Source organism: Taibaiella helva (assembly GCF_003545695.1).
Taxonomy (GTDB): domain Bacteria; phylum Bacteroidota; class Bacteroidia; order Chitinophagales; family Chitinophagaceae; genus Taibaiella; species Taibaiella helva.
In genome coordinates, this window is the sequence record NZ_QUZZ01000003.1 from 519,449 (window position 1) to 541,467 (window position 22,019).

Below are 22,019 nucleotides of genomic sequence, written 5' to 3' on the forward strand. Positions count from 1 at the left end.
AAAAGGAAACGGTTCTCCTGATAAGGGTATAGCGGCCTATTTGCCCCGGAAGCCCTGGTAGACAAAGAGCAGCAGTAACGCGCCGCCTACGGCCAGGCCGAAGCTACGCAGGTCGAAGCCTTTTACAGTGCCCCAGCCGATGCGCGTGCCGATAAAGCCGCCTACCATAGCGCCCAGGATGCCCAGTACAATAGTAATGATACAACCCTGGGGATTTTTGCCGGGCATGATCAGTTTGGCAATAATGCCGGCCAGCAGGCCGAAAATGATCCAGGAACCGATAGCCATATAAATTGAATTTGGAATAAAAATAGAAAAATCTGGTCAAGCAAAAAAAACGGGATGCTGCAGTGCTGAAAAGCAAAGCCAGGCATCCCGTTTTTATATGCGGAAAAAATCTATGCTCCGTTCGCTGCTTTTTCCAATGCGGCGATATCGAGCTTGTTCATCTGCATCATGGCCTGCATGGCCCGGCCTGCCCTTGCCGGATCGGGATCGCCCAGCAGCTCGCCCATCCGGGTAGGCACTACCTGCCAGGAAAGGCCGAATTTATCCTTCAGCCATCCGCAGCGGCCTTCCTGGCCACCGTCGGCAGTGAGCTTGTTCCAGAAAAAATCTACTTCTTCCTGGCTGTCGCATTTGATGAACAACGATACCGCCTCTGTGAAGGGGAACTGCGGCCCGCCGTTGAGCGCAATGAATTGTTGTCCGGCCAGCTCAAAGGTAGCGGTCAGCACCTTTTCTCCCATACGGTTGACCGATAGGATCTTCGAATCATTGAAAAGGTTGGTGTACAGGTTCATGGCCTCTTCGGCCTGATCGTTGAACCATAAAAAGGTGACAATTTTTTGTGTGTTGTTTCCCAGGGTGTTCATGTTATTTTGTTTTAGCAGGTTTCAAAAATGAGCTGATCCTGCAAAAGTAATACCCTGTCCCTCGTCGTTTGCGGTGTGATTGCGACAATATAAGGTCATTTGTGGACAGTCCCCCCAAGGCGGGGAAAGTATATACAGGCTGCTATCAGGCTCAGCAGAATAATGTAAGCTGCATGGTGTTGTGGGATAGGGTGTGTTTAGTGTTTCGGTGCAGGATAAAGCCGCTTGAAGGCATTCATGACTGCCTGGTGGCCTATCGTGGCGTGGTCTTCGTCGCCCATGTAGTCGAAGAGGACGGGAATACCGTTTTGCTTCAGCCATGACGACAGCCTCCTGGCATCGGAGACCATAATCGTTCCCTCGTTACCGATAGCCAGGTAAACCCTGGGCTTGCCGGGGGCCGGCTTCTGCTGCAGCAGGGCTTCGGCGCCCCACCACAGGCTGGGGCTGATCAGGATATAGGTATCGAACAGGCTGGTCCTTTTCAGCAGGATCTCCGTAGCCAGCAGGCCGCCAAGCGATTGACCGATCAGCGTTTTGCCGGATGTTGTGCGATAGTGTGCGGCAACATAGGGTTGCAGCTCTTTTTGGATAAAGTCCATGAATGCGGCGGAGCCACCATAGGCAGGGAACAACGATTTATCGAAGTTCATCGCCTTCAGGAAATCGAGGTTTGGAACGGCAAAGGTGAAATCGCGCTTGCGGTTGGTATTGGCGATACCAACCACGATGGATTCGGGAAAGCGGTTGATCCAGGGAAAATTATAGTATTGCACCAGCCCGGCGATATGAATGAAATCTTCATCGGCTGAGCCATCGAGCAGGTAAATAACGGGATAAGTTGCCTTGAGGTCTTGCCCGTAGCTGGCCGGGAGATAAATATTCAGCGGGCGTGTCTCACCCAGGATGCCCGAGCGAAGCGAGTCGATCACTCCTATAGCAAAAGGCCTGGTAGAAGGCGCCTGCTGGGCAAATCCCTGTCCGGCGGCAAAGAGCAGCAAAAAAAACAGTAGCTTATTCATTTAAAGGTCGATTGGTGAAGACTCCGGCGACGCCGGTAGCGCAGCCCCAAAAGTAAGCGCAATTTCTGTCAGGAAAAAGCCGGTTCACCACTAAGCGCACTGCACCATTCCTGCAGTGAAGCCCGGTAAATTTGTATTCCTTAATCTTATTAAATCGATCCATTATGAAGAAGCAACAAAGCGGCAAGCCCTTCTTTTCCCTTTTCCTGGAAAGCCAGGTAAAGCAGGAAACACTGCAAGGCGGAGACAATCCTTATGTAACCCTGAAGCATCCCTCGGATAACGATGAATTTACAACCGGGAAATATCCTACGGATTCCGATGAGGTAACCATGGCTTATCCTTCCGACAGCGATCACGACAATGGAGAGCTATCTTAAACTGTCATTGAAGTGACCGGGGCCGCCTGCCGGGCGGTCTTTTTTTGCATTTACAGCTCATAAAGCTTCATAAAGGTCAGCTTGTCCCAGTAGCCCCGCTGGGTATGGATCAATCCTTCTTTGATCTCGAAGAATCCGCAGCCGCCAAAGCCTTTCGGATCGTGCCATTCCAGTACGGCCCAGCTACCTTCTGCGATGATCTGTACAGGGATACAATGCATTTCCGGTGCGGCGGCAAACTCTCCGCGGAACATACGGCCAATAGCGGCTTTGCCGTTCACAGGCTCATTGGGCATCTGGTGGTTGACCGCCTGTTCCGCATAAAGGCTTTCCAGGGTGTCGGCATCGCCGCGGTTGAAGGCGGCTACCCATTGTTCGATCAATTGCCGGGGTGTTTTGTTTTCATGCATAATATTTCCGTTTAGCTGATTATCCCGATATCAGAAACAAATAAGCTTCGGTCCATTTCCTATATTGGGATAGTAAGAGCCGTTTATTTCCGAGTTTACCCCAAAGTTAAGCACGCCGGGGTCAGGATAATCGTATGGGATTCAATTGGCATGTGTTCTCTCTATATGGGGATAACCTGCTCCTGCCGATGCAGAATTTCCTCCGTAACTTCGCGCTCTATGCAGGATTATTTAAAAGAACTGAATGAGAAGCAAAGAGAGGCTGCTGCGCATATGGACGGGCCGCTGATGATCGTAGCGGGCGCCGGCAGCGGTAAAACAAAAGTGCTCACTACGCGTATCGCCCACCTGATGAAACAGGGTATCGATGCGTTCAATATACTGGCGCTCACCTTTACCAATAAGGCTGCCGCCGAAATGAAGGAGCGTATTGAAAAGATACTGGGTAACAACGAGGCCCGGAACCTGTATATCGGTACCTTCCACTCCGTATTCGCCCGTATCCTGCGTGCGGAAGCGCATAAGATCGGTTATCCCAACAGCTTTACGATCTACGATTCAGACGATGCCAAGAGCCTGCTGAAGAGCGTGATCAATGAAAATAACCTGGACGACAAGCTGTACAAGCCGCAGTATGTATACGGACGTATCTCTGCTGCCAAAAACAACCTGATGGGTCCCATTGAATATATGCAGGACCATTTTATCCAGCAGGAGGATGCCCGCAGCGGACGCCCCTTGCTGGGCCAGCTGTATGCCCAGTATGCAGCCCGCTGTTTCCGCAACGGCGCTATGGATTTTGACGACCTGCTGTTCAAGATGTATGAGCTATTGGTGAAGCATCCCGATGTGCTGGCCAAGTACCAGCATAAGTTCCGCTACATTCTTATTGATGAGTACCAGGATACCAATATTGCGCAGTACCAGATCATTAAAATGCTGGGTGCTGTACACGAGAACATTTGCGTGGTGGGCGACGATGCGCAAAGCATTTACTCCTTCCGCGGCGCCACCATCGAGAACATCCTGAAATTCCAGAAGGACTATGAAGGCGCTAAAGTGGTGAAGCTGGAGCAGAACTATCGCAGCACTCAGAACATACTCAACGTGGCCAATAAGGTAATCGGGCTGAATAAGAACCAGATCCCCAAAAACCTGTGGACCGATAATGGCGAAGGCGAAAAGCTGAAGCTGGTGCGCACGCTTACTGACAACGACGAAGGCCGCTTCGTGGCCGATGCCATAGCCGAGCAGAAGTTGCGCAATCATTATCACAATAAAGATTTTGCGATCCTGTACCGGACCAATGCGCAAAGCCGCTCCTTCGAGGAAAGCCTGCGCCGGCTCAATATTCCTTACCGTATTTTCGGCGGCCTGTCGTTTTATCAGCGTAAGGAGATCAAAGACTTCGTCGCTTATCTCCGCGTGGTGGTCAACCCCCAGGATGAAGAAGCATTGAAGCGGATCATCAACTATCCCGTGAGGGGTATCGGTAAAACCAGCATGGAGCGGGTTATTATCGTCGCCAATGAACAGAACATCACCTTCTGGGATGCCTTGCAGCAACCGCAGCTGGCGGGTCTCAAAGGTGCGGCAGCAGCCGCGATCGAACAGTTTGTCATCATGATCAGAAGCTTCCAGGCTATGCTGACCAAGTCGGATGCCTATGAAGTCGCTTTCACTGTAGGCAAGCATACCAACCTGGTCAAAGAGCTGTATAACGATAAGTCGGTGGAAGGCCTTGCCCGCTACGAGAACGTGCAGGAATTGCTGAACGCCATCAAGGAGTACACCGAAACGCCTGATGAAGAAGGCGAGCTGACCGATAAAAGTCTCGGCACCTACCTGCAGAACATTACCTTGCTGACGGATGCGGACAAAAATGGTGATGAAGACCAGGATGTAGTAAAGCTGATGACTATTCATGCGGCGAAGGGCCTGGAGTTTCCCTGTGTATTTGCCGTGGGCCTGGAAGAAAATATCTTCCCTTCGGCAATGAGCCTTTACGACCGGGAAGACCTGGAAGAAGAACGTCGCCTGTTTTACGTGGTGATCACCAGGGCCAAGCACCGCTTGTGGCTCAGCTTTGCCAACAGCCGCTACCGCTTTGGCTCGCTGGTGCAGAACGAGCCCAGCCGTTTCATCGACGAGGTGCCGCAGGAGTACATCGACCGCAGCTTTGCCGGCCTGGCCGGCGCCCGTACCGGCGCTGTGGCGCGTAATGCGGCTGCGCAGCAAAGGACTTTCACCCCCAGGGAAAAGGCGCCCCAGCAGGCGCGTCCGGCAGCGTCCGGCGGTACCAGCGATGTAGCGCGGGTGATGGCCCAGAAGCAGGCCCAGGCGCAGATAACTACTCATGTGCCTTCGGCTAACTTTACGGCCAGCGATCCGGAAGATATGGAAGAAGGCATGCGCGTAGAGCACCAGAAGTTCGGTATCGGTACTATCAAAAAGCTGGAAGGTGGCGCGCATAACCGTATTGCAACGATCAGCTTTCCCACCGGCGGCGGCGACAAGAAGATCATGCTGGCTTATGCCAAGCTGATGATCCTCTCATAGCAATAACAGTGTGCTTAAGCGATAACCATTCTATTCAAAGAGCGCCCCGGCTTATAAGCCGGGGCGCTCTTTGAATAGAATGGTTCCAGAAATCTTTCATCAGGCTCATCAGCAGCTCAGGGCGTACTTGTTCCAAAGGATGCCTGGTCTCAGGCAGCACTGCCAGGCGGGCGCCGGGGATCAGCCGGGCTGCGGCAAGGGTTTCATCAAGGCTCACCATGTTATCCTTATCGCCTACCATCAGCTGTATCCTGGCGGATATGTTCGCGTAGCCCGCAGCATCCAGCAAGGGATGCGCGCCGAGGTCGTTCATCATACCGGCTATCGCGGGTAGCAGCATGCGCCATTCCTGCTCGCCATGCAAAGTGGCCAGCTGCGCCGCGTATTTGGGTATCTTTTCCGCGATCTTGTCGGGCTGCAGCATCTGTGTTTCTTTCGCTGCGCCTTCGACCGTCCAGCTGAGCTTGGTGGCTAAGGTCAGCAGCGAACCGATAGTGCCCGGATGCCGCAGTGCATAGCACAGCGCCACATAGCCACCCATGCTGTAGCCAAAGACGTCGAACTGCTGCAGCTGTTGCTGTGCGCAATATTGTTCCAGCTGCCGCACATAGTCGTCTATCTTTAAGTCGTTCCCCGGCAGTGCTGTGCCGCCATGCCCTGCAAACAGGAAAGTGTGTACCTTGAAATGCTGCTGCAGCCAGCTCATACAGGGATCGAAGTGCTGTGTATGGCCCAGCGCGCCATGAAGCAAGATAAGGTCTTTCATATCAGTGTAACGTTTATCGTTGCAAGGCTTTCTTATAAGCAGCCAGGCAGCGCTCGCGGGCTACCGTATGGTCTACCATAGGTTCCGGGTAGTCTTCGCTGCCCAGGTCGGGGAGCCATGCCTTCAGGTACTGACCACCGGGATCAAACTTTTCGGTCTGCCTTTGCGGGCTGAAGATACGAAAATAAGGGGCAGCGTCGCAGCCGCAGCCTGCGGCCCACTGCCAGTTGCCGTTGTTGGCGGCAAGGTCGTAGTCGAGCAGCTTTTTGGCAAAGTAAGCTTCTCCCCAGCGCCAGTCGATCAGCAGGTGCTTCGTAAGGAAGCTGGCAGCGATCATGCGCACGCGGTTATGCATAAAACCGGTAGCGTTCAGCTGACGCATGCCGGCATCGACGATGGGGTAGCCGGTTTGCCCGGTGCACCAGCGTTCAAATTCTTTTTCGTGGTTGCGCCATTTGATCCGGTCGTATTCCTCGCGGAAAGAAGTGTTGATCACCCGTGGAAAATGCCAGAGGATCATCATAAAGAACTCGCGCCAGATGAGCTCTGAGAGGAAGGTCTCACTCAAGGCTCCCGCCCGGCGCGCCAACGTTCTGATGCTGATCGTGCCAAAACGCAGGTGAACGCCCAGCCTTGAGGTGCCTTCTATGGCAGGAATATCGCGGGTCTTGCTGTAGTGCCGTATCAGGGCCTCGTCTATCGCTTCGGGAGGAAATGCCTGCCTGCCTGCAGTAAAGCCAAGGCTTTGCAGCGAGGGTATGGCCTTATGATTAACCTTGTGAAAATGGTCTTTGTACTTCAGGGTAGAATACGATCTCAAATGATCATCCGTCAGTAGGGAAAGCCATTTTTTACTGTAGGGCGTAAATACGGTATAAGGTTTGCCATCGTCTTTAACCACTTCAGAGTAGTCGAAGACAACCTGGTCCTTGAAGGTGCGGAAAGCGATGTCGTGCTGCTTCAGGAAGCGGGCGATCTCTTCGTCACGCCGGCTGGCATAAGGCTCGTAGTCGCGATTGGTGTATACGCAGGCAATGTCATACTTGGCGGTGAGCTGGGCGAAGGCCTCGCCCGGTGTGCCGTGGTGTACCTCCAGGGCTGAACCCCATTGCTGCAATTGCTTATCGAGCGCGACGATATGCTGATGGATAAATTGTACCCTCCGGTCCGCTTTTTCTTCCAGCTCTTCGAGAATATTGGTGTCGAATATAAACACCGGCAATACGGGGTGTTCTCCTTTCAGGGCATGGTAAAGCCCGGCGTTGTCTTCGAGGCGCAGGTCGCGCCGGAACCAGAATGCTGCGATTTTCATAGCCGGGTGCTAAGGTCTTCAAAAATGGCCCGGGTCAGATCGGAAGTATAGATCCGTTCCCCGAAGCGGTGCACCGGTTGGATTCCTCTTATGGCATTGGTCAGGAAAAGTTCATCGGCATCCTCCAGATCCGGTTCACCCAGCGGCGCTTCCCGTACTGCCAGGCCAGCCACAGTTCTACATTCCAGCAGGTAGCTACGGAAAATACCAGCAATGCAACCCTCGCTTAATGGCGGCGTGATCATAGTGCTATCCCTGATGATCCAGACATTGGATATGGTGCTCTCTGCTATGCGGCCTGCCGGGTTGAGCAGCAGTGCATCGTCCCAGCCCTGCTGCGCAGCCGTTCTGGCTGCGAGTATATAATTGAGCCGGGATGTAGTTTTTAAATGGGAAATGTGATCCTGGCTTTTGACTACCTGCCTGCATACACCGGTATGCAGACCGCTTTCGGGCCAGGCGCCATGCGTATCGGGCAGGGGCTGCAGCTCGACCATGTATTGCAACAGGTCCATGCGATCATCCCTGAAGAACTGTGTTCTGAGAATGCCTGCAGTGGTTGCCGGGTTGACGGAGACGGTCCGCAGCAACGCCTTTCGCCAGGCCTCCAGGTCGGCGTGCGGAAAGCCAAGACAGGCAAGGCTTTCCTGCGCTCTTCGTTCGTGCAGGCCCTGGAACCTTATCCGGCCTTGCTGCCAGAGCATGGTTTCAATAAGGCCTTCTCCGTAGCGAAGCGCCCGGTTCCGGGCATCGCTCAAAGGCTCTTCGTCGGAACAGATCACACCATTATAGTTCAGCAGGGGCATGTGGATAGCGTTTGGTAAGCAAATATAGGGCACCTCATTCGTTTCCGTTTGCGGGCAACTTTTCCTCTCTTTGTTTGTCATCAGCACATATAATGCATGTTATGCGTCTTTTGTTCGGAATACCGGTCCTGGCCGGCCTGTTGCTTTGCTTCCCGGCCGCTTCCCGGCAGGACAGCCTGAAAGCGGCGGCTATTACTACTACAGATCGAAAGCCAGCGTCCAGCGCCGGTTTCCAGGTGTTGCCCAAGCTGGGCCTGGGCATGTCCCGCAATTTCCTCGTCGACCTCGGGCTGATCGGCTACAGCTATATTCCCGATAAGTCGAAGTTCCGGTATTACGATGCCAATATCAGCATCATGACCTATATCGGGCGACATATGATGATTATGCCGAAGCTGGATCTGCAGGCTGCTGTCTTTCCCATCGACCGTGAGGAGCTGCTTTGCTTCAACCTCGGACTGGATGCCGGTCTGCTTACCGATTTTAAGCAGACCTCGGTCATGCTCACGCCCAAAGCCGGTTTCTCACTCGCTACAGGCCTGCTGCGTATCTATTATCTGCACAATTTCCTGCTGCGCGATAAAGACTTGTTCCCGGGCTACGGACGGCATGGGGTGCTGCTGGAGATCAATATCTCGGTGCTGCAGGGTAAAGGATTCCGTTTGATGTAATGTAGTCATAAACGACACCGGGCAGGCCTTACAGAAGACCTGCCCGGTAAATAATTGATTCGTAGTACTAATGACTAGAAGTCGGCATTCTTGGGTGTGCGGGGGAAGGGGATCACATCGCGGATGTTGGTCATGCCGGTAACGAACAGCACCATGCGTTCAAAGCCCAGCCCGAAACCCGCATGGGGCGCGGTACCGAAGCGCCGGCTGTCGAGGTACCAGTACATTTCCTCTGCCGGGATATGCATGTCTTCCATGCGCTGCTGCAGCTTATCCAGCCTTTCTTCCCTCTGCGAGCCGCCTACGATCTCGCCGATGCCCGGCGCAAGGATATCCATGGCGGCAACGGTTTTGCCATCGTCGTTCAAACGCATGTAGAACGACTTGAATTCTTTGGGATAGTCGGTAACGATTACCGGCTTCTTGAAGTGCTTTTCCACCAGGTAGCGCTCATGCTCGCTTTGCAGGTCGGCGCCCCACTGGACCTCGTACTGGAATTGCTTTTTCTTGTACGGTTTGGATTGCAGCAGGATGTCGATGGCTTCTGTATAAGTGATGCGTTCAAATTTATTGTTCAGCACGAATTCAAGCTTCTCGATCAGGCTCATTTCGCTGCGCTCCGCCTGGGGCTTGGCTTTTTCCTCTTCGGCCAGTCGCTGCGTCAGGAATTCGAGGTCTTCGCGGTTGTGCTCCAGGGCATAGCCGATGATGTACTGGATGAATTCTTCTGCGAGGTCCATGTTGTCTTTCAGATCATTGAAGGCTACTTCGGGTTCTACCATCCAGAACTCCGCCAGGTGCCTCGCCGTGTTGGAATTCTCGGCGCGGAAGGTAGGTCCGAAGGTGTAGACTTCGCCCAGGGACATAGCGCCCAGCTCGGCCTCCAGCTGACCGCTCACCGTAAGGTTTGTCGCCCTGCCGAAGAAATCTTCTTTATAGTCGATCGCTCCTTCTTCGGTCCGGGGCGGGTTCTCGGGAGACAAGGTGCTTACGCGAAACATTTCGCCGGCGCCTTCCGCATCGGAAGCCGTGATGATAGGGGTATGCAGGTAGACGAAACCCTTTTCGTTGAAGAAGCGGTGAATGGCATAAGCTAGGCTGTGCCGCACACGGAATACCGCGCCGAAAGTATTGGTGCGGAAACGCAGGTGTGCGATTTCCCGGAGGTATTCCAGCGAGGGACGGTTTTTCAGCTGCAGGGGGTATTCCTCACCACTGCAATCGCCGAGCACGGTTACTGAGGCTGCTTTTACTTCCACGCGCTGGCCTTTGCCCTGGGAGGCGATCACTGTGCCTTTTATTTCGAGCGCTGCACCGGTGGTAATACGCTTCAGCAGGCTTTCGTCCGCATGCGCAAAGTCAATAACGATCTGCAGATTATTCAAGGTAGAGCCATCGTTGAGCGCAATAAACTGGTTATTGCGGAAGGATCGCACCCAGCCTTTAATGGTTACCTCGTAATCTGTTTGTTCGTTGAGCAGAATTGCTTTGATCTTTGTTCGCATTGTTTTTGGAATTAAATTCAATTTTTTCAGGGAAGCAAAAATAAGCTTTCCTTTTTATGTTGCTGGAAAAATAGCTTTGTTTCCGGTTGGAAAAAGGGGCTGGAACATCGTTTACATAAAAATATTGCTGGCGGGACACTGAACTGCTATACGTATCATAGGCCGGCTATAAACCTACCAGGGAAAAGAGGTCTGAGCGCTTTACGGATCGATGTCCCGGACTCAGGCCACAGGTTTGATGTTCAGCGTCGCAGCAAATTCCAGCATGAATTGCCTGGCGGCTTCATGTTCGTTAGGGATGATGCCGTCGAGTATCGCTTCACGGATCGCAGTCTTGATGGTGCCGACCTCTCTTGAAGGGGACAGGCCGAAAGTCTCCATGATCTCTTCGCCCGACACCGGGGGCTGCCAGTTCCTGATCTTATCTTTTTCCTCAACTTCCTTAAGCCGAACCCTTACCAGCTCGAAGTTTTCAAGATAGCGCACTACTTTTTCCCTGTTCTTGGAGGTAATGTCCGCCTCGCAAAGGGTCATCAGGTCGTCGATATCGTCGCCGGCATCGAAGAGCAGGCGGCGGATAGCCGAATCAGTAATGTTCTCTTTCGTCAGGGATACCGGCCGGTGGTGGAGCTCAATCAGCTTTTTGACATACTGCATCCGGTCATTGAGCGGCAGGCGCAGGTTGTTGAATATTTTGGGCACCAGGCGGCCGCTCACCACCTCGTGGCCGTGAAAAGTCCAGCCATGGCCGGGTTCGAATTTTTTGGTCGGCGCCTTGCCGATATCGTGCAGCAAAGCCGCCCAGCGCAGCCAAAGGTTATCGGTATGCCGGGCGATATTGTCGACCACCTGGATGGTATGGTAAAAATTATCCTTATGGCCTTTGTTGTCTACGTATTCGGTACCGGCCAGCGCGGTAAGCTGGGGCAGAATATGGGCCAGCAGCCCGCTGCGGAACAGCAGGTCGAGGCCTATCGACGGCTTGCCGCTCATCATGATCTTGTTCAGCTCATCGGCGATCCGTTCTTTGGAGATGATATTGATCCGTTCCGATTGCCGTTTGATACTGTCAAAGCAATGGGTCTCGATGTGAAACTGCAGCTGGGTGGCAAAACGGATGGCCCGCATCATCCGCAGCGGGTCGTCGCTGAAGGTCTGATCGGGCGTTAAAGGAGTGCGGATGATCTTGTCCTTGATGTCCTGCAATCCGTCGAAGGGGTCGATCAGCCGGCCAAAATCTTCCTGGTTCAGGCTAATGGCCATGGCATTGATGGTGAAGTCGCGGCGGTTCTGGTCATCTTCCAGGGTGCCGGTGCTCACCTTCGGATTACGCGAGCCTCTTTCGTAGGATTCCTGGCGGGCGCCTACGAATTCCAGCTCTATCGAAGGCAGCTTGATCTGCGCCGTTCCGTACGTTTTAAAAAAGTTGACTTTGGGTTTCGGCTTGAAGGCGGTCGCCGTTTCATGTGCCAGGGCAATGCCATCGCCTACGCATACGATGTCGATATCTTTAACAGGGCGGCCAAGTATTTTATCCCGTACTACCCCGCCAATGGCATAGGCCGGCACCTTCAGACGCTGCGCCGCATGCGATACCTTTTCCAACAGTTGCTGCTCAAATGCCGTAAGCTCAATCTTTGTCAAAATGAATGCTCTCAAAGTGAGGCGCAAAGATAATGCATTTAGGACCCAGGCCGAACGCGATATTTTGTTGATAAGCCCTATCATATTACCTTTGCCGTTCAAGGTGATGGTGCTCCACCTATTTGAACCGCCCGCCCAGGGATGATGACGCCTGCAAAATGTTAACACGGGGCTTAAAGTCCCGCTAAATGCTTGCAGGTATATGAAGCCCGGTCATCCCTTTTATTCCCACTATAATATTACGCTGCATTTGCTGCGCTGGAGCCTGATCGCCTTGCCGGTCGCCGGTTTCACCGGCTCTGTCGTCGCGCTGTTCCTCTGGCTGCTCGATACGGTAACTTCGTTGCGTTACGGGCACGGCTGGCTGCTGTACGTGTTGCCTGCAGCAGGCGTGCTCATCTGGTGGTTGTACCGGCTGGCAGGTAAGCAGGCCGATAGCGGCAACAACCTTATCCTGGACGAGATCCATGAGCCGGGTGGCGGCGTCCCCCTCCGTATGGCGCCGCTGGTATTGCTTTCAACGATACTTACGCACCTTTTCGGAGGCTCTGCAGGTCGTGAAGGGACCGCTGTCCAGATCGGCGGAAGCTTGTCCGGCTGGCTGGGTAAGCAGTTCCGGCTAAACCGGGAAGATACCCGTATCATTCTCTATGCCGGTATTGCGGCAGGTTTCGGGGCGGTATTCGGTACGCCATTGGCAGGCGCCGTATTTGCGCTGGAGGTGGTGTACATCGGCCGTATGCATTACAAAGCCCTGCTGCCTTCCCTGATTGCCGCTGTGCTGGCCGATAAGGTTTGCGGAATGTGGGGCATTCATCATACTGTCTATGCTATTTCGTTCCGGGAGCAATTCCGCGGCAATATTCCTTTCCTGCATTTTGATCTGCTGCTGTTGCTGAAGGTAATCTTTGCCGGCGCCTGTTTCGGATTGGTGGGCGCCTTTTTTGCGGAGGCCACGCATAGGGTAAAGGAGCTGGGGCAACGGTTGTTGCCTGTTCCCTGGCTCATCCCCGTTGGCGGCGGCCTGGCGGTTATTGTATTGACCTTTTTGCTGGGCAGGGATTACCTCGGCCTGGGTGTCAGCAGTCCCGACCCCGGCGCCGTAACCATCCTCAGCTGTTTTCGTGAAGATGGGGCCGATGCCTTCAGCTGGTTCTGGAAAATCCTGTTCACCGCGATCACGCTGGGGACAGGCTTCAAAGGTGGAGAAGTAACGCCCCTGTTTTTTATCGGCGCTGCATTGGGCAATATGCTGGCCGGGCTGACCGGCGCGCCCGTCGACCTGATGGCCGGTCTGGGTTTCGTCGCGGTATTTGCCGGCGCTACCAATACGCCGCTGGCCTGTACCCTGATGGCGGTAGAATTGTTTGGTGGCGATCATGCGCTGTATTATGCCATCGCCTGCTTTACGGCCTACTACTTCAGTGGGCACAACGGTATTTACGGTGCGCAGCGTGTTGCCGGCGCTAAGGGATTGCTATGGGAGGAGGGCACAACGATGCCCACGTTGAAAGCATTACGGGAGGCACGGCGTCAGCGGCGAGGACGCGATGCAGGGAACAGGCAATAGTAGTGCTCCTTTTGCGGATAAAAGAGAAAGCCAGGCGTTCTGCCGAAGAAAACGGCCGCTTTGCAGGTTAAGGCTGTCGCCGCCCCGGTTTTGATTTAACTTGGTTTTTTATCCAAACACATAAACACCAAGACGTATGAAAAAGAAGCAAATGGCCCTAAGCCGTAAACTCTGGCTGAACAAAAGCACCATTGCCAACCTGGATGTGGCCGGCCAGCAGCAACTGGCTGGCGGGGACCTAGTAACAGCGCCGCAGCCGACGACTACCCGCGACCGGCAGCGCTGCACGATCGAAATTTTCCGCTTGTCGTACGAGATCCAGTGCCCGGCGACACAAACCGGCCCCTGCACGGGCCTGTATTGTATTACCACCGGGCCTGCTTGTTAGCGGGCAAAAATTTACGGGACTGTAACAAAAAAGACAGCGCGGCTAGCCGCGCTGTCTTTTTTATCGTATGGATGGTATGCTTTAGCGTAAGAACAGCAGTTCCCTGTATTTGGGCATCGGCCATAGCTTATCATCGATGATAAGCTCCAGCTTGTCGGCATGGTAGCGGATCTTGTCAAACAAGGTTTTGACATTGTTGCAATAGGCGAAGGCGCGATCGCGGGCATGCTCGATCTTGTTGGCTTTCTTGCGCTCCCCGATCATGGCTTCAACATTGTCGTTGATCTCCTGTATATGGCCCGACACGACTTCCAGCAGGTTCAGCTGCGCTTTGTAGGAGGAGGGCTTGAGCCCTACTTCTTTAAGGCCGCGAACGTTTTCGATCAGCGTATTCTGATACTGGATCGCAACCGGTAATACATGGTTGGTGCAGAGATAGCCGAGGATACGGGCTTCGATCTGTACCTTCTTCACATACTCTTCCATTACGATCTCGTAACGGGCGTGGAGTTCCCGTTCGCTGTAGATGCCGAGATCGGTAAACAGCTTGAGGGTATCTTTCTTGATCAGCACTTCCAGGGCTTCAGGCGTGGTTTTGAAATTGCTCAAGCCGCGTTTTTCAGCCTCTTTGGCCCAGGCTTCGCTGTAATTGTCGCCTTCGAACAGGATGTTCCGGGAAGCCTTGATGTAGTCGCGCAGGATCTGCAGGATCGCGATCTCTTTCTTCTCTCCTTTCTCGATCTTGGCGTCCACCTCCACTTTGAATTGCTTCAGGGTAGCGGCCATAATAGTATTCAGGGTCGACATGGAAGAGGCGCAGTTGGCAGAGGAACCTACCGCGCGGAACTCAAATTTGTTACCGGTAAAGGCAAAGGGGCTGGTACGGTTACGGTCAGTATTGTCCATCATCAGCTCGGGGATATGCTTGTGGATATCGAGCTTCAGGATAACTTCGTCCTGCTCGCTGAACTTACCGTTCACTCTTTCTTCGATCTCGTCCAGCACGCTGGTCAGGTAAGTGCCGATGAATACGGACATGATTGCAGGCGGCGCTTCGTTAGCGCCCAGGCGATGGTCGTTGCTGGCCGATGCAATGGCTGCCCTCAACAGGTCGGCATGATCGTGCACGGCTTTGATGGCATTGACGAAGAAGGTAAGGAACAGCAGGTTGGTACGAGGCGTTTTGCCGGGGCCCAGCAGGTTGATGCCGGTGTCGGTGGCCAGGCTCCAGTTGTTGTGCTTGCCGCTGCCGTTCACACCGGCAAAAGGTTTTTCGTGGAACAGCACTTTCAGCTTGTGCCGCTTGGCCACTTTATTCATTACATCCATCAGCAGGGTGTTGTGATCCACTGCGATGTTCACTTCTTCAAATATAGGGGCGCATTCAAATTGTGCCGGCGCTACTTCGTTGTGGCGGGTACGGAGGGGAATGCCCAGCTTGTACGACTCCTGCTCAAAATCCTGCATGAAGGCGAACACGCGTTCGGGGATAGAGCCGAAGTAATGGTCTTCCAGCTGCTGTCCTTTGGCCGGCGTATGACCGATAAGAGTGCGGCCGCACATCACGATGTCGGGGCGGGCATTAGCGATCGATTCGTCGATCACGAAATATTCCTGCTCCCAGCCCAGCGTGGCGGTTACTTTAGATACATTCTTGTCAAAATAGTGACACACATCCACTGCTGCTTTATCCAGCACCTCGATGGATTTGAGCAGGGGCGCTTTGTAGTCCAGCGATTCACCATTATAGGCGATGAAGATGGTGGGGATGCACAGCGTTTTTCCCTGGGCCGTTTCGATAATGAAAGCGGGTGAAGCCGGATCCCAGGCGGTATAACCACGGGCCTCGAACGTAGCGCGTATGCCGCCGTTGGGGAAGCTGGAAGCATCGGGCTCCTGCTGGATCAGCGCGTCGCCTTCGAAGGTTTCGATCGCCGTGCCATCCGATTTCAGGGTAAAGAAGGAATCATGCTTCTCTGCCGTGGTGCCGGTAAGTGGCTGGAACCAATGCGAAAAGTGCGTTGCGCCGCGCTCTTCGGCCCAGGTCTTCATCCCGGCCGCAATCTGCTCGGCCATTTTTCGTTCGATCTTGGTGCCACCCTGTATGGATTTGGTCAGGCTTTTATAGGCTTCATCGGTGAGGTACTGTCGCAATGCGGCGCCGGTAAAAACGTTGGAACCAAAAATGGCGGTCACTTTCCTGCCATTGTAGCTGTTGATCTGCATCTTGCTGTGCGCATCAACATTTTCGATCGACTCAAAACGGAATGAGGACATAAAATGGGGTTAAGAATGAATAAAAAGAGAATCTGAATTTGAAATTAAAATAAAATATAATGTTGTATTATTTCTTCTTTCGTGTGCAAAAATGATCCTTTTTTCTTTAAAAAATGTACATTATTAAAATAAATATTTTATAGACCAATGCAAAGTAAGATAGCGTACGCTGGCATAGCTTATACGGTTAGCCGCTTTTCCCAATAAAAAGGTTACTGTGTGCCAGACCTGTCGATAATGCGTTATTGCTATCCTGTTTTTTCATGGAAGAGCCGTAAGAATTCTTCCTTCTTGGAGCGCGCCACAGGTATCGAAGAATCATCGTCGAGCGTAATGTAGCCACCCCTTCCTTTGAGTGAAGATATTGCTCCAGCGATCTGTTCCCAGGTGGAGCGCGATGTTCCGGAGCTCTACCTGTCTCAATACAGGATCATTATGCCGGTTATAGACCTTGCCTTTCCATAAATAGCAGACTTCCTTTGCAAAGGGCGTCAGCCAAAGCCGGTGGCGGATATCTTCGCAGATGCCGAACACTTCATTGTCGGGCAGGCCGTCCTTGGTCGTAAATGACTTGAACGCATATCCATTGTAACAGACCAGGCCATTATCCGTCGCCATCCAGATATAGTTGCGGCTATCCTGGAATACCTGGTGCACGTAGTTGGCGGAGAAGCCGTTGCTGCGTTGAAAGTGAATAATCTTGTAAGAGCGGGCAAACAAGGCGAAGCTGACAGCTGCCCGTAAAGCAGCAGCCATAGCAAAAAAAATGACCGGAGAGCAGGACGCGGTATCAACGAAACCGGGACTTGGGAAAACAAAGACGCATTAAAAATAACAATTAAAAAATAAACGCAATGCGTGGTATACTCTCCGGAAACAAAAAGATCCGGCCATACAGGGCCGGATCTTTATACGATAGGTTGCGCAGTATTTAGAGCTCGGCCAGGAGCACCTGCCAGGCCCGGTCTACTTCATGGCGTGCGAGCAGCTCTTTGGCATACTGGTGCTGCGCCTTTTGCAGCAATGGCCGGTCCTGGATATAGTCCTGTATGATCTGTCGCAGCCTTTCATCGTCCTGTAGTCCTGATACCACGGGAATCTCTGTGCTGTTGGCGAGCAGGCCCAGGTCGTTGCCGGAAAGAATATTGCTGTTGCGGATAGCCGGGGGCAGTGCGTCCATGCCTATGCCCAGCTCCAGGTTGGGCTTGGGCACCTCGAATACGGCATCGCCTGAGGCTCTGCAGTAAAAATCCTTGCCCATGCGGGCTACAAGGTCGATCTTGTGCGGGTCGATCTGCTGATCGTCGCCCAGGATGCGGTCATCGATGTGCATTTTAATGATCTCGCAAATGATCAGGTTGGCTGCACCGCCTTCCGTGCCGGTTTCGATCACCTGCAGCAGCTTGCATTCCATGCTCACCGGCGATTCCTTCACCCTGAACGGCTTTACCAGCTCTGAAGCGACAGGAGTAAAGCCTGACTTCGTGAACTCGTTGACACCCTTCGGATACTCACAGCTGGCCAGGCTCATCTGCTGTACCATGTCGTAAGTAACCACATTGATCACTACTTCCCTGGTTTCGTAAATGTTTTCAAGCGTATGTTTGATCGTATTGTCCCTTACCCGGCGGGCGGGAGAGAAAACGGCGATCGGCGGCTTGCTGCCGAAGACGTTGAAAAAGCTGAACGGGGACAGGTTGGGGTTGCCCTCTTTGTCGATGGTGCTGGCGAAGCAGATCGGTCGCGGGGCCACGCTGCCCAGCAGGTAGGCATGTAATTGTTTGGTGCTGATCTCACCGGGAGTAATGATCATAAATGGATGTTTCTGGACGGTAAAGGGCTGCAAAGGTACGAAACGGAAGCCGGATCAATGAATGCCATAGCGGATGCTTAATTTTAGCTTAAACCAGGGACCGGCTTCGTATAACCAAATCTTTTCACGAACTTCGCGGCTTTACATTCAGCAGATAAAAACATTTGATCTGATCCCAGGTGCTTAATTTATTCAGGAGTTATAATCCCTATTCGGTAATCGTACTGTTTCTTGTGGCCATTTTCCTGAAACTGGCCATCCTGATCCATCCCGAAATGGCTTTTGCGGCTGGACATAGCCAGGTAGTATGGCTGAAGCTGGCCGGCTTCCTGGAGTCCTTCCTGGGCGGCTCCGCTTTCCTGATCACCTTTTTTGCATTGGTAAATCTCTTCGGGCAGGCTATCTTTCTGAACCGGATTGCCAACCGGCATCACCTTTATCCCAAAGCAACGTACCTGCCTGCCCTGACCTATATCCTGGTCACTTCTTTATTTAAAGACTGGAACTACTTGTCGGCTGAGCTGATCGCCAACTGGCTGGTGCTGGCTATGCTGTCGGCTATGCTGCAGCTGTATTCCCCTACCGATGTGCGGAAACAGATCTTCAATATCGGCTGCTTTATTTCCCTGACGGCGATGCTGGTATTTCCCAATATCCTTTTTGTATTGCTCTTGCTTGTAGCTCTGGGTGTGCTGCGTCCCTTCAAGGCGTCGGAATGGATGGTGGGCCTGCTCGGCATTATCACTCCATTTTATTTCCTTACCGGGATCTTATACCTTACCGACAACCTGGGGCTGCTACGGCAAATGATCGTTATCGGCTTTAAGCTTCCGGGGCGCCTGCAGCATCCCGAAATTGTGGGTACGGCGGCCGGTTTCCTGCTGCTCTTATTGCTTGTTGGTACCTGGTATCTGAATCACTTTATGAGCCGCATGCTGTTCCAGAACAAAAAATGGTGGTGGGTAGTAGTGGCGTCTTTCCTCATCAGCCTGCTGGCCGGAGCCTTTACTGTAGCGCGCGGCTATCACCAGTGGATGGCTATGCTGGTGCCGGTATCCTTCATTGTCGCCAACCTTTGGTTTGAAGAACGGAAAAAGTGGATCACAACGATTTTCTTTTATTTGTTTGCAGCAGTTGTTATTTTTGCACAATGGTACCCGGGAATGCCCGAACGGGCGTCCGCTCCTGCATCCGGGAAAAAACCTGCACCAATAACACCACATAAGACAAGCTTGATCATCAACTGTAATCGTATACATACAATATAAATATTATGAAATTCGGAATTGTCGTTTTCCCGGGATCCAATTGTGACAGAGATATGCAGCATGCGCTGCAGGACGAGCTGCAGCAGGAAGTCGTGATGTTATGGCATAAGGACAAGGACCTGAGCATGTTCTCTACAGACGACTGCATTGTGCTGCCGGGAGGATTTTCCTATGGCGACTACCTGCGCTGCGGCGCCCTGGCCCGGTTCAGCCCAATGATGGAGCAGGTGATCGGCTTTGCCCGTCGTGGCGGTAAGGTGCTGGGTGTGTGTAATGGTTTCCAGATCCTTTGCGAAGCGGGATTGCTGCCAGGGGTGCTGTTGCAGAACGACAACCAGAAGTTTATTTGCCGGAATGTCTACATCCGTAAAACCAGCGAGCAGAATCTTATGGGCAAGGCCGTGGAAGATAAAGCGCTGAAAATACCCGTTGCCCACGGCGAAGGACGCTATTTTGCCGATGAAGCCACACTGGCCCATCTGGAGCAGAATAACCAGATCGTATTCCAGTATTGCGACGAGAACGGTACCGTAGACCGTAAATTCAATCCCAATGGTGCGATCAACGATATTGCGGGTATCTGCAACGAAGGCCGGAACGTATACGGTATGATGCCGCATCCTGAGAGAGCTTGCAGCGATACATTGAATAACACCGATGGCCGTGCGATCTTAAAAGCGCTTGTTGAAAGCTGGGTAGCTGTACCTACCGCCTGATCCTTCTGCTTATCCCGATAGTCCCAACATAAAACGAATATAAAGCGCTGCACCTCTGTGCAGCGCTTTATTCTTGCCTGGTAGGCTCAGGCCTCTTCCCATTTCCTGATCTTTTCCGACAACCGGATAAGGAGCTGGGTATTGGCCATAAAAAACAGCATTAAGGGTAAAATTTTTAGAAGACCACGTTTGGTTGTGTCATATAGAGTGATCAGCGGAAACAGGTAGCCAAGGAAAGGAAGGCCTATATAAACGATCAGTACTGCGATCAGCCAGTTACGGGCAACTTTGTCCAGCTTGCGTTTGAAGATCAGCTCGGCTGCAAGAAAGAGTATAAAGAGCTGCATAAAGTAGGCCCATAGCGTTTTACCGCTTCCTCCGAACATAAGGAGGGTAGTCATGTCTGACAGGCGTTGAAAGAAAGGTTGCAGGTTACCCAGGTCACTGTTCATCATACTTTCTGTGGTCAGGCCTTTGGGAAGATACAGGTTGTTGTATATCTCCGCGGGTAGCAGGTAGCCGATCGCACAGATGAGCAGGAAAGCGGCAATATGCAGCACAGCTTTTGCCATGTTCTCTTTCGTACGCCAGGCAGAATAGAGCATCGCCGGGGACGCCATAGCGATCAGTACTAATGTTTCCGAGCGTACGAAAACTGCAAAGAACATCAGTAAGGCTGAGAAATAGAACTCATTTAGTTGTCTTGTTCTGAAAAAGCGGAAAAGGTAATAAAAGCCCAGGAATAAGAGTGCCATATTGGTATAATCGAAGAGGCACAGAAAGGTATAGGCGTAGGCTTCGGGTGTAAAGATAAAGCATGCAAGGAGCAGGCCGGAAATGACCGGATGCAGGCGCTCCGACAGGGCATGGTACAAAAAGATATAAAAGCCGATGACCAGGAGGGGCAGCCACATCGATGCAAACGGGAACCCTGCATAAGTATAAATAACCTGCAGGTCGACCAGGAAGGGCGACTTAAACTGGTTGTTGGTCGATTCAAGATTGGTCCTGAATACAGAGTTGATCAGCGAATGTTCCCGGACAGCATAAGCTGCAATAGGTTCCGGTCCCGACATGCCATCTCTTGTATATTGTGGATAATAAAAGCAGCGCCATGCGCTTACAAAGAGCATGAAGCTGATCAGTAACATGGCGGGGAGCTCATAGAGCCTCAGCCTGAACTTAAAAGTCCATTGGGGTGGATGCTTCTTCAGATCGGTTACCGACCGGATATTCAGCAAGCCTGTAAGCGCGATCAATGTACCGAAAACGTTGCCGGCGGTAATGGGGATATAAATAAGCTGGAGCAGGAAAGGTACCATCGAGGCGACAAGTATGCCCAGGATAACGGCCAATCCTATACGGGGAAAGAGCTTTAGCCTGATCCTGAACAGGTTCAGGATGCCATAGCCTGTGATAAAATGCAGTGTTGCCAGCCCGGCCAGTATCAGCAGGTACTTCATAATGCTTGCGGGTAGGGTTTGTAGAAATTAAGAAATTGCTGAAGCTGTTCAGGCGATGCGATGCTGTCTATCCGCATCGTTCCGCCTTTCTGGAAACGGAGGATATGTGTGGCCTCGTTTACGTTGCTTGCATTGGTCCATACAGCCCGCAGCCCGGTAAAATAATAGAAGACCACCGGCTCCGGCATTTTTATACCTATCGTTTTCTCGACATAGCTATTGGGCTCAAGCAGGATCAGGGGATTTTTGATGTGCCTGTCCGCTATATTCTTCCTGATCGACTTGCAGATCTGGTAAGTAAGGCCCCAGCGCTCTTCCCTGATTTCCTCTGTTGAAGCCGTGCTGGCCCTTTGCTCTTTGTAGTCTTCCCAATAGCTCGTTATTTTTTGAAACCATTCTTTGTTCTTTCCTGCGTGGCTGAAGATAAACAGGATAGCGACGGAAATAAAAGTAAGGGCCGCCTGCGACAGCAGCCGGTTAATCTTCACGGCGTTCATGTTCAGTATTGTATTATCGGTTCTCCTGTTTAGACACGGGCACAAAGGCAAAACCCTGATCCGCTCCTGTATTTTTT

21 protein-coding genes and 1 riboswitch are annotated in these 22,019 nt (G+C 52.5%); of the genes, 7 read left to right on the forward strand and 14 right to left on the reverse strand.

The window, feature by feature from the left end; all coding sequences use genetic code 11:
* Nucleotides 1-36: 36 nt before the first annotated feature.
* From DZC79_RS07535 to DZC79_RS07545, 3 genes are all read right to left on the reverse strand, one after another.
* On the reverse strand, nucleotides 37-288 hold the full coding sequence (locus tag DZC79_RS07535) for a GlsB/YeaQ/YmgE family stress response membrane protein (RefSeq protein WP_118950937.1): 252 nt from the start codon (nucleotides 286-288) through the stop codon (nucleotides 37-39).
* A 110-nt stretch (nucleotides 289-398) separates the two neighbouring features.
* Nucleotides 399-875, reverse strand: coding sequence for a VOC family protein (locus DZC79_RS07540; RefSeq protein WP_118950938.1), 477 nt, complete (start codon nucleotides 873-875; stop codon nucleotides 399-401).
* A 197-nt stretch (nucleotides 876-1,072) separates the two neighbouring features.
* Entirely contained in the window at nucleotides 1,073-1,897 is an 825-nt protein-coding gene (locus DZC79_RS07545) for an alpha/beta hydrolase (RefSeq protein ID WP_118950939.1), read from the reverse strand.
* Nucleotides 1,898-2,061: 164 nt separating this feature from the next.
* Between DZC79_RS07545 and DZC79_RS07550 the strand changes: the two genes are divergently transcribed.
* Nucleotides 2,062-2,277 carry a microviridin/marinostatin family tricyclic proteinase inhibitor gene (locus tag DZC79_RS07550; RefSeq protein ID WP_118950940.1) on the forward strand — a complete coding sequence of 72 codons (216 nt, stop codon included), beginning with the start codon at nucleotides 2,062-2,064 and terminating at the stop codon, nucleotides 2,275-2,277.
* Between the two features lie 50 nt (nucleotides 2,278-2,327).
* On the opposite strand, the gene DZC79_RS07555 is transcribed toward DZC79_RS07550, so the two are convergent.
* Entirely contained in the window at nucleotides 2,328-2,687 is a 360-nt protein-coding gene (locus DZC79_RS07555) for a nuclear transport factor 2 family protein (RefSeq protein ID WP_118950941.1), read from the reverse strand.
* A 219-nt stretch (nucleotides 2,688-2,906) separates the two neighbouring features.
* On the opposite strand from DZC79_RS07555, the gene DZC79_RS07560 reads away from it, so the two are divergent.
* Nucleotides 2,907-5,246 carry an ATP-dependent helicase gene (locus DZC79_RS07560; protein WP_118950942.1) on the forward strand — a complete coding sequence of 780 codons (2,340 nt, stop codon included), beginning with the start codon at nucleotides 2,907-2,909 and terminating at the stop codon, nucleotides 5,244-5,246.
* A 34-nt stretch (nucleotides 5,247-5,280) separates the two neighbouring features.
* On the opposite strand, the gene DZC79_RS07565 is transcribed toward DZC79_RS07560, so the two are convergent.
* The 3 genes from DZC79_RS07565 to DZC79_RS07575 are packed head-to-tail and all read right to left on the reverse strand — an operon-like array spanning nucleotide 5,281 to nucleotide 8,130.
* A complete protein-coding gene (locus DZC79_RS07565) occupies nucleotides 5,281-6,012 on the reverse strand; it encodes an alpha/beta fold hydrolase (protein WP_118950943.1) in 732 nt (243 codons plus the stop codon).
* A 13-nt stretch (nucleotides 6,013-6,025) separates the two neighbouring features.
* On the reverse strand, nucleotides 6,026-7,324 hold the full coding sequence (locus tag DZC79_RS07570; protein ID WP_118950944.1) for a cryptochrome/photolyase family protein: 1,299 nt from the start codon (nucleotides 7,322-7,324) through the stop codon (nucleotides 6,026-6,028).
* A complete protein-coding gene (locus tag DZC79_RS07575) occupies nucleotides 7,321-8,130 on the reverse strand; it encodes an aminotransferase class IV (protein WP_157976994.1) in 810 nt (269 codons plus the stop codon). Before DZC79_RS07575 ends, DZC79_RS07570 begins: the two co-directional genes overlap by 4 nt.
* Before the next feature lie 101 nt (nucleotides 8,131-8,231).
* Here DZC79_RS07575 and DZC79_RS07580 point away from each other — a divergent pair, with 101 nt between their 5' ends.
* Nucleotides 8,232-8,801, forward strand: a complete 570-nt coding sequence (locus DZC79_RS07580; protein ID WP_157976995.1) for a hypothetical protein — start codon at nucleotides 8,232-8,234, stop codon at nucleotides 8,799-8,801.
* A 74-nt stretch (nucleotides 8,802-8,875) separates the two neighbouring features.
* On the opposite strand, the gene asnS is transcribed toward DZC79_RS07580, so the two are convergent.
* Both asnS and DZC79_RS07590 read right to left on the reverse strand, forming a co-directional pair.
* Entirely contained in the window at nucleotides 8,876-10,306 is a 1,431-nt protein-coding gene (asnS, locus tag DZC79_RS07585; protein WP_118950947.1) for an asparagine--tRNA ligase, read from the reverse strand.
* 222 nt (nucleotides 10,307-10,528) lie between these two features.
* Nucleotides 10,529-11,950 (reverse strand): CCA tRNA nucleotidyltransferase, encoded by a 1,422-nt coding sequence (locus DZC79_RS07590; protein WP_232831786.1) that lies wholly within the window; start codon nucleotides 11,948-11,950, stop codon nucleotides 10,529-10,531.
* A 93-nt stretch (nucleotides 11,951-12,043) separates the two neighbouring features.
* Nucleotides 12,044-12,111, forward strand: a riboswitch (Fluoride riboswitch).
* 41 nt (nucleotides 12,112-12,152) lie between these two features.
* Between DZC79_RS07590 and DZC79_RS07595 the strand changes: the two genes are divergently transcribed.
* Both DZC79_RS07595 and DZC79_RS07600 read left to right on the forward strand, forming a co-directional pair.
* Nucleotides 12,153-13,520 carry a voltage-gated chloride channel family protein gene (locus tag DZC79_RS07595; protein ID WP_118950949.1) on the forward strand — a complete coding sequence of 456 codons (1,368 nt, stop codon included), beginning with the start codon at nucleotides 12,153-12,155 and terminating at the stop codon, nucleotides 13,518-13,520.
* A gap of 136 nt (nucleotides 13,521-13,656) precedes the next feature.
* Complete coding sequence (locus DZC79_RS07600) at nucleotides 13,657-13,908, forward strand: class I lanthipeptide (protein WP_118950950.1); 252 nt, start codon at nucleotides 13,657-13,659, stop codon at nucleotides 13,906-13,908.
* 81 nt (nucleotides 13,909-13,989) lie between these two features.
* Here DZC79_RS07600 and DZC79_RS07605 read toward each other — a convergent pair whose 3' ends face one another.
* From DZC79_RS07605 to DZC79_RS07615, 3 genes are all read right to left on the reverse strand, one after another.
* Nucleotides 13,990-16,185, reverse strand: coding sequence for a glutamine synthetase III family protein (locus tag DZC79_RS07605; protein WP_118950951.1), 2,196 nt, complete (start codon nucleotides 16,183-16,185; stop codon nucleotides 13,990-13,992).
* Between the two features lie 318 nt (nucleotides 16,186-16,503).
* Nucleotides 16,504-16,941, reverse strand: coding sequence for a two-component regulator propeller domain-containing protein (locus DZC79_RS07610; RefSeq protein WP_118950952.1), 438 nt, complete (start codon nucleotides 16,939-16,941; stop codon nucleotides 16,504-16,506).
* 175 nt (nucleotides 16,942-17,116) lie between these two features.
* Nucleotides 17,117-17,998 carry a flavin reductase family protein gene (locus DZC79_RS07615; RefSeq protein WP_118950953.1) on the reverse strand — a complete coding sequence of 294 codons (882 nt, stop codon included), beginning with the start codon at nucleotides 17,996-17,998 and terminating at the stop codon, nucleotides 17,117-17,119.
* A gap of 233 nt (nucleotides 17,999-18,231) precedes the next feature.
* Between DZC79_RS07615 and DZC79_RS07620 the strand changes: the two genes are divergently transcribed.
* Together DZC79_RS07620 and purQ are read left to right on the forward strand one after the other, a co-directional pair.
* Nucleotides 18,232-19,266: a DUF6427 family protein gene (locus DZC79_RS07620; protein ID WP_157976996.1), complete on the forward strand. Its 1,035-nt coding sequence runs from the start codon at nucleotides 18,232-18,234 to the stop codon at nucleotides 19,264-19,266.
* A 5-nt stretch (nucleotides 19,267-19,271) separates the two neighbouring features.
* Nucleotides 19,272-19,982: a phosphoribosylformylglycinamidine synthase subunit PurQ gene (purQ, locus tag DZC79_RS07625; RefSeq protein ID WP_118950955.1), complete on the forward strand. Its 711-nt coding sequence runs from the start codon at nucleotides 19,272-19,274 to the stop codon at nucleotides 19,980-19,982.
* Nucleotides 19,983-20,068: 86 nt separating this feature from the next.
* On the opposite strand, the gene DZC79_RS07630 is transcribed toward purQ, so the two are convergent.
* Both DZC79_RS07630 and DZC79_RS07635 read right to left on the reverse strand, forming a co-directional pair.
* Nucleotides 20,069-21,445 carry a hypothetical protein gene (locus tag DZC79_RS07630; RefSeq protein WP_118950956.1) on the reverse strand — a complete coding sequence of 459 codons (1,377 nt, stop codon included), beginning with the start codon at nucleotides 21,443-21,445 and terminating at the stop codon, nucleotides 20,069-20,071.
* The gene (locus DZC79_RS07635; RefSeq protein ID WP_118950957.1) at nucleotides 21,442-21,942 is read right to left on the reverse strand and encodes a hypothetical protein; all 501 of its coding nucleotides are present in this window, start codon (nucleotides 21,940-21,942) and stop codon (nucleotides 21,442-21,444) included. Before DZC79_RS07635 ends, DZC79_RS07630 begins: the two co-directional genes overlap by 4 nt.
* Nucleotides 21,943-22,019: the final 77 nt, after the last annotated feature.

Bases quoted from the DNA above. Each gene is read 5' to 3' on its own strand.
- DZC79_RS07575 (WP_157976994.1), bottom strand. From the start codon at position 8,130: ATGCCCCTGCTGAACTATAATGGTGTGATCTGTTCCGACGAAGAGCCT.
- DZC79_RS07635 (WP_118950957.1), bottom strand. From the start codon at position 21,942: ATGAACGCCGTGAAGATTAACCGGCTGCTGTCGCAGGCGGCCCTTACT.
- DZC79_RS07610 (WP_118950952.1), bottom strand. From the start codon at position 16,941: ATGGCTGCTGCTTTACGGGCAGCTGTCAGCTTCGCCTTGTTTGCCCGC.
- DZC79_RS07615 (WP_118950953.1), bottom strand. From the start codon at position 17,998: ATGATCATTACTCCCGGTGAGATCAGCACCAAACAATTACATGCCTAC.
- DZC79_RS07595 (WP_118950949.1), top strand. From the start codon at position 12,153: ATGAAGCCCGGTCATCCCTTTTATTCCCACTATAATATTACGCTGCAT.
- DZC79_RS07580 (WP_157976995.1), top strand. From the start codon at position 8,232: ATGCGTCTTTTGTTCGGAATACCGGTCCTGGCCGGCCTGTTGCTTTGC.
- DZC79_RS07550 (WP_118950940.1), top strand. From the start codon at position 2,062: ATGAAGAAGCAACAAAGCGGCAAGCCCTTCTTTTCCCTTTTCCTGGAA.
- DZC79_RS07560 (WP_118950942.1), top strand. From the start codon at position 2,907: ATGCAGGATTATTTAAAAGAACTGAATGAGAAGCAAAGAGAGGCTGCT.
- purQ (WP_118950955.1), top strand. From the start codon at position 19,272: ATGAAATTCGGAATTGTCGTTTTCCCGGGATCCAATTGTGACAGAGAT.
- DZC79_RS07565 (WP_118950943.1), bottom strand. From the start codon at position 6,012: ATGAAAGACCTTATCTTGCTTCATGGCGCGCTGGGCCATACACAGCAC.
- DZC79_RS07545 (WP_118950939.1), bottom strand. From the start codon at position 1,897: ATGAATAAGCTACTGTTTTTTTTGCTGCTCTTTGCCGCCGGACAGGGA.
- DZC79_RS07600 (WP_118950950.1), top strand. From the start codon at position 13,657: ATGAAAAAGAAGCAAATGGCCCTAAGCCGTAAACTCTGGCTGAACAAA.
- DZC79_RS07605 (WP_118950951.1), bottom strand. From the start codon at position 16,185: ATGTCCTCATTCCGTTTTGAGTCGATCGAAAATGTTGATGCGCACAGC.
- DZC79_RS07630 (WP_118950956.1), bottom strand. From the start codon at position 21,445: ATGAAGTACCTGCTGATACTGGCCGGGCTGGCAACACTGCATTTTATC.
- DZC79_RS07555 (WP_118950941.1), bottom strand. From the start codon at position 2,687: ATGCATGAAAACAAAACACCCCGGCAATTGATCGAACAATGGGTAGCC.
- DZC79_RS07570 (WP_118950944.1), bottom strand. From the start codon at position 7,324: ATGAAAATCGCAGCATTCTGGTTCCGGCGCGACCTGCGCCTCGAAGAC.
- DZC79_RS07535 (WP_118950937.1), bottom strand. From the start codon at position 288: ATGGCTATCGGTTCCTGGATCATTTTCGGCCTGCTGGCCGGCATTATT.
- asnS (WP_118950947.1), bottom strand. From the start codon at position 10,306: ATGCGAACAAAGATCAAAGCAATTCTGCTCAACGAACAAACAGATTAC.
- DZC79_RS07540 (WP_118950938.1), bottom strand. From the start codon at position 875: ATGAACACCCTGGGAAACAACACACAAAAAATTGTCACCTTTTTATGG.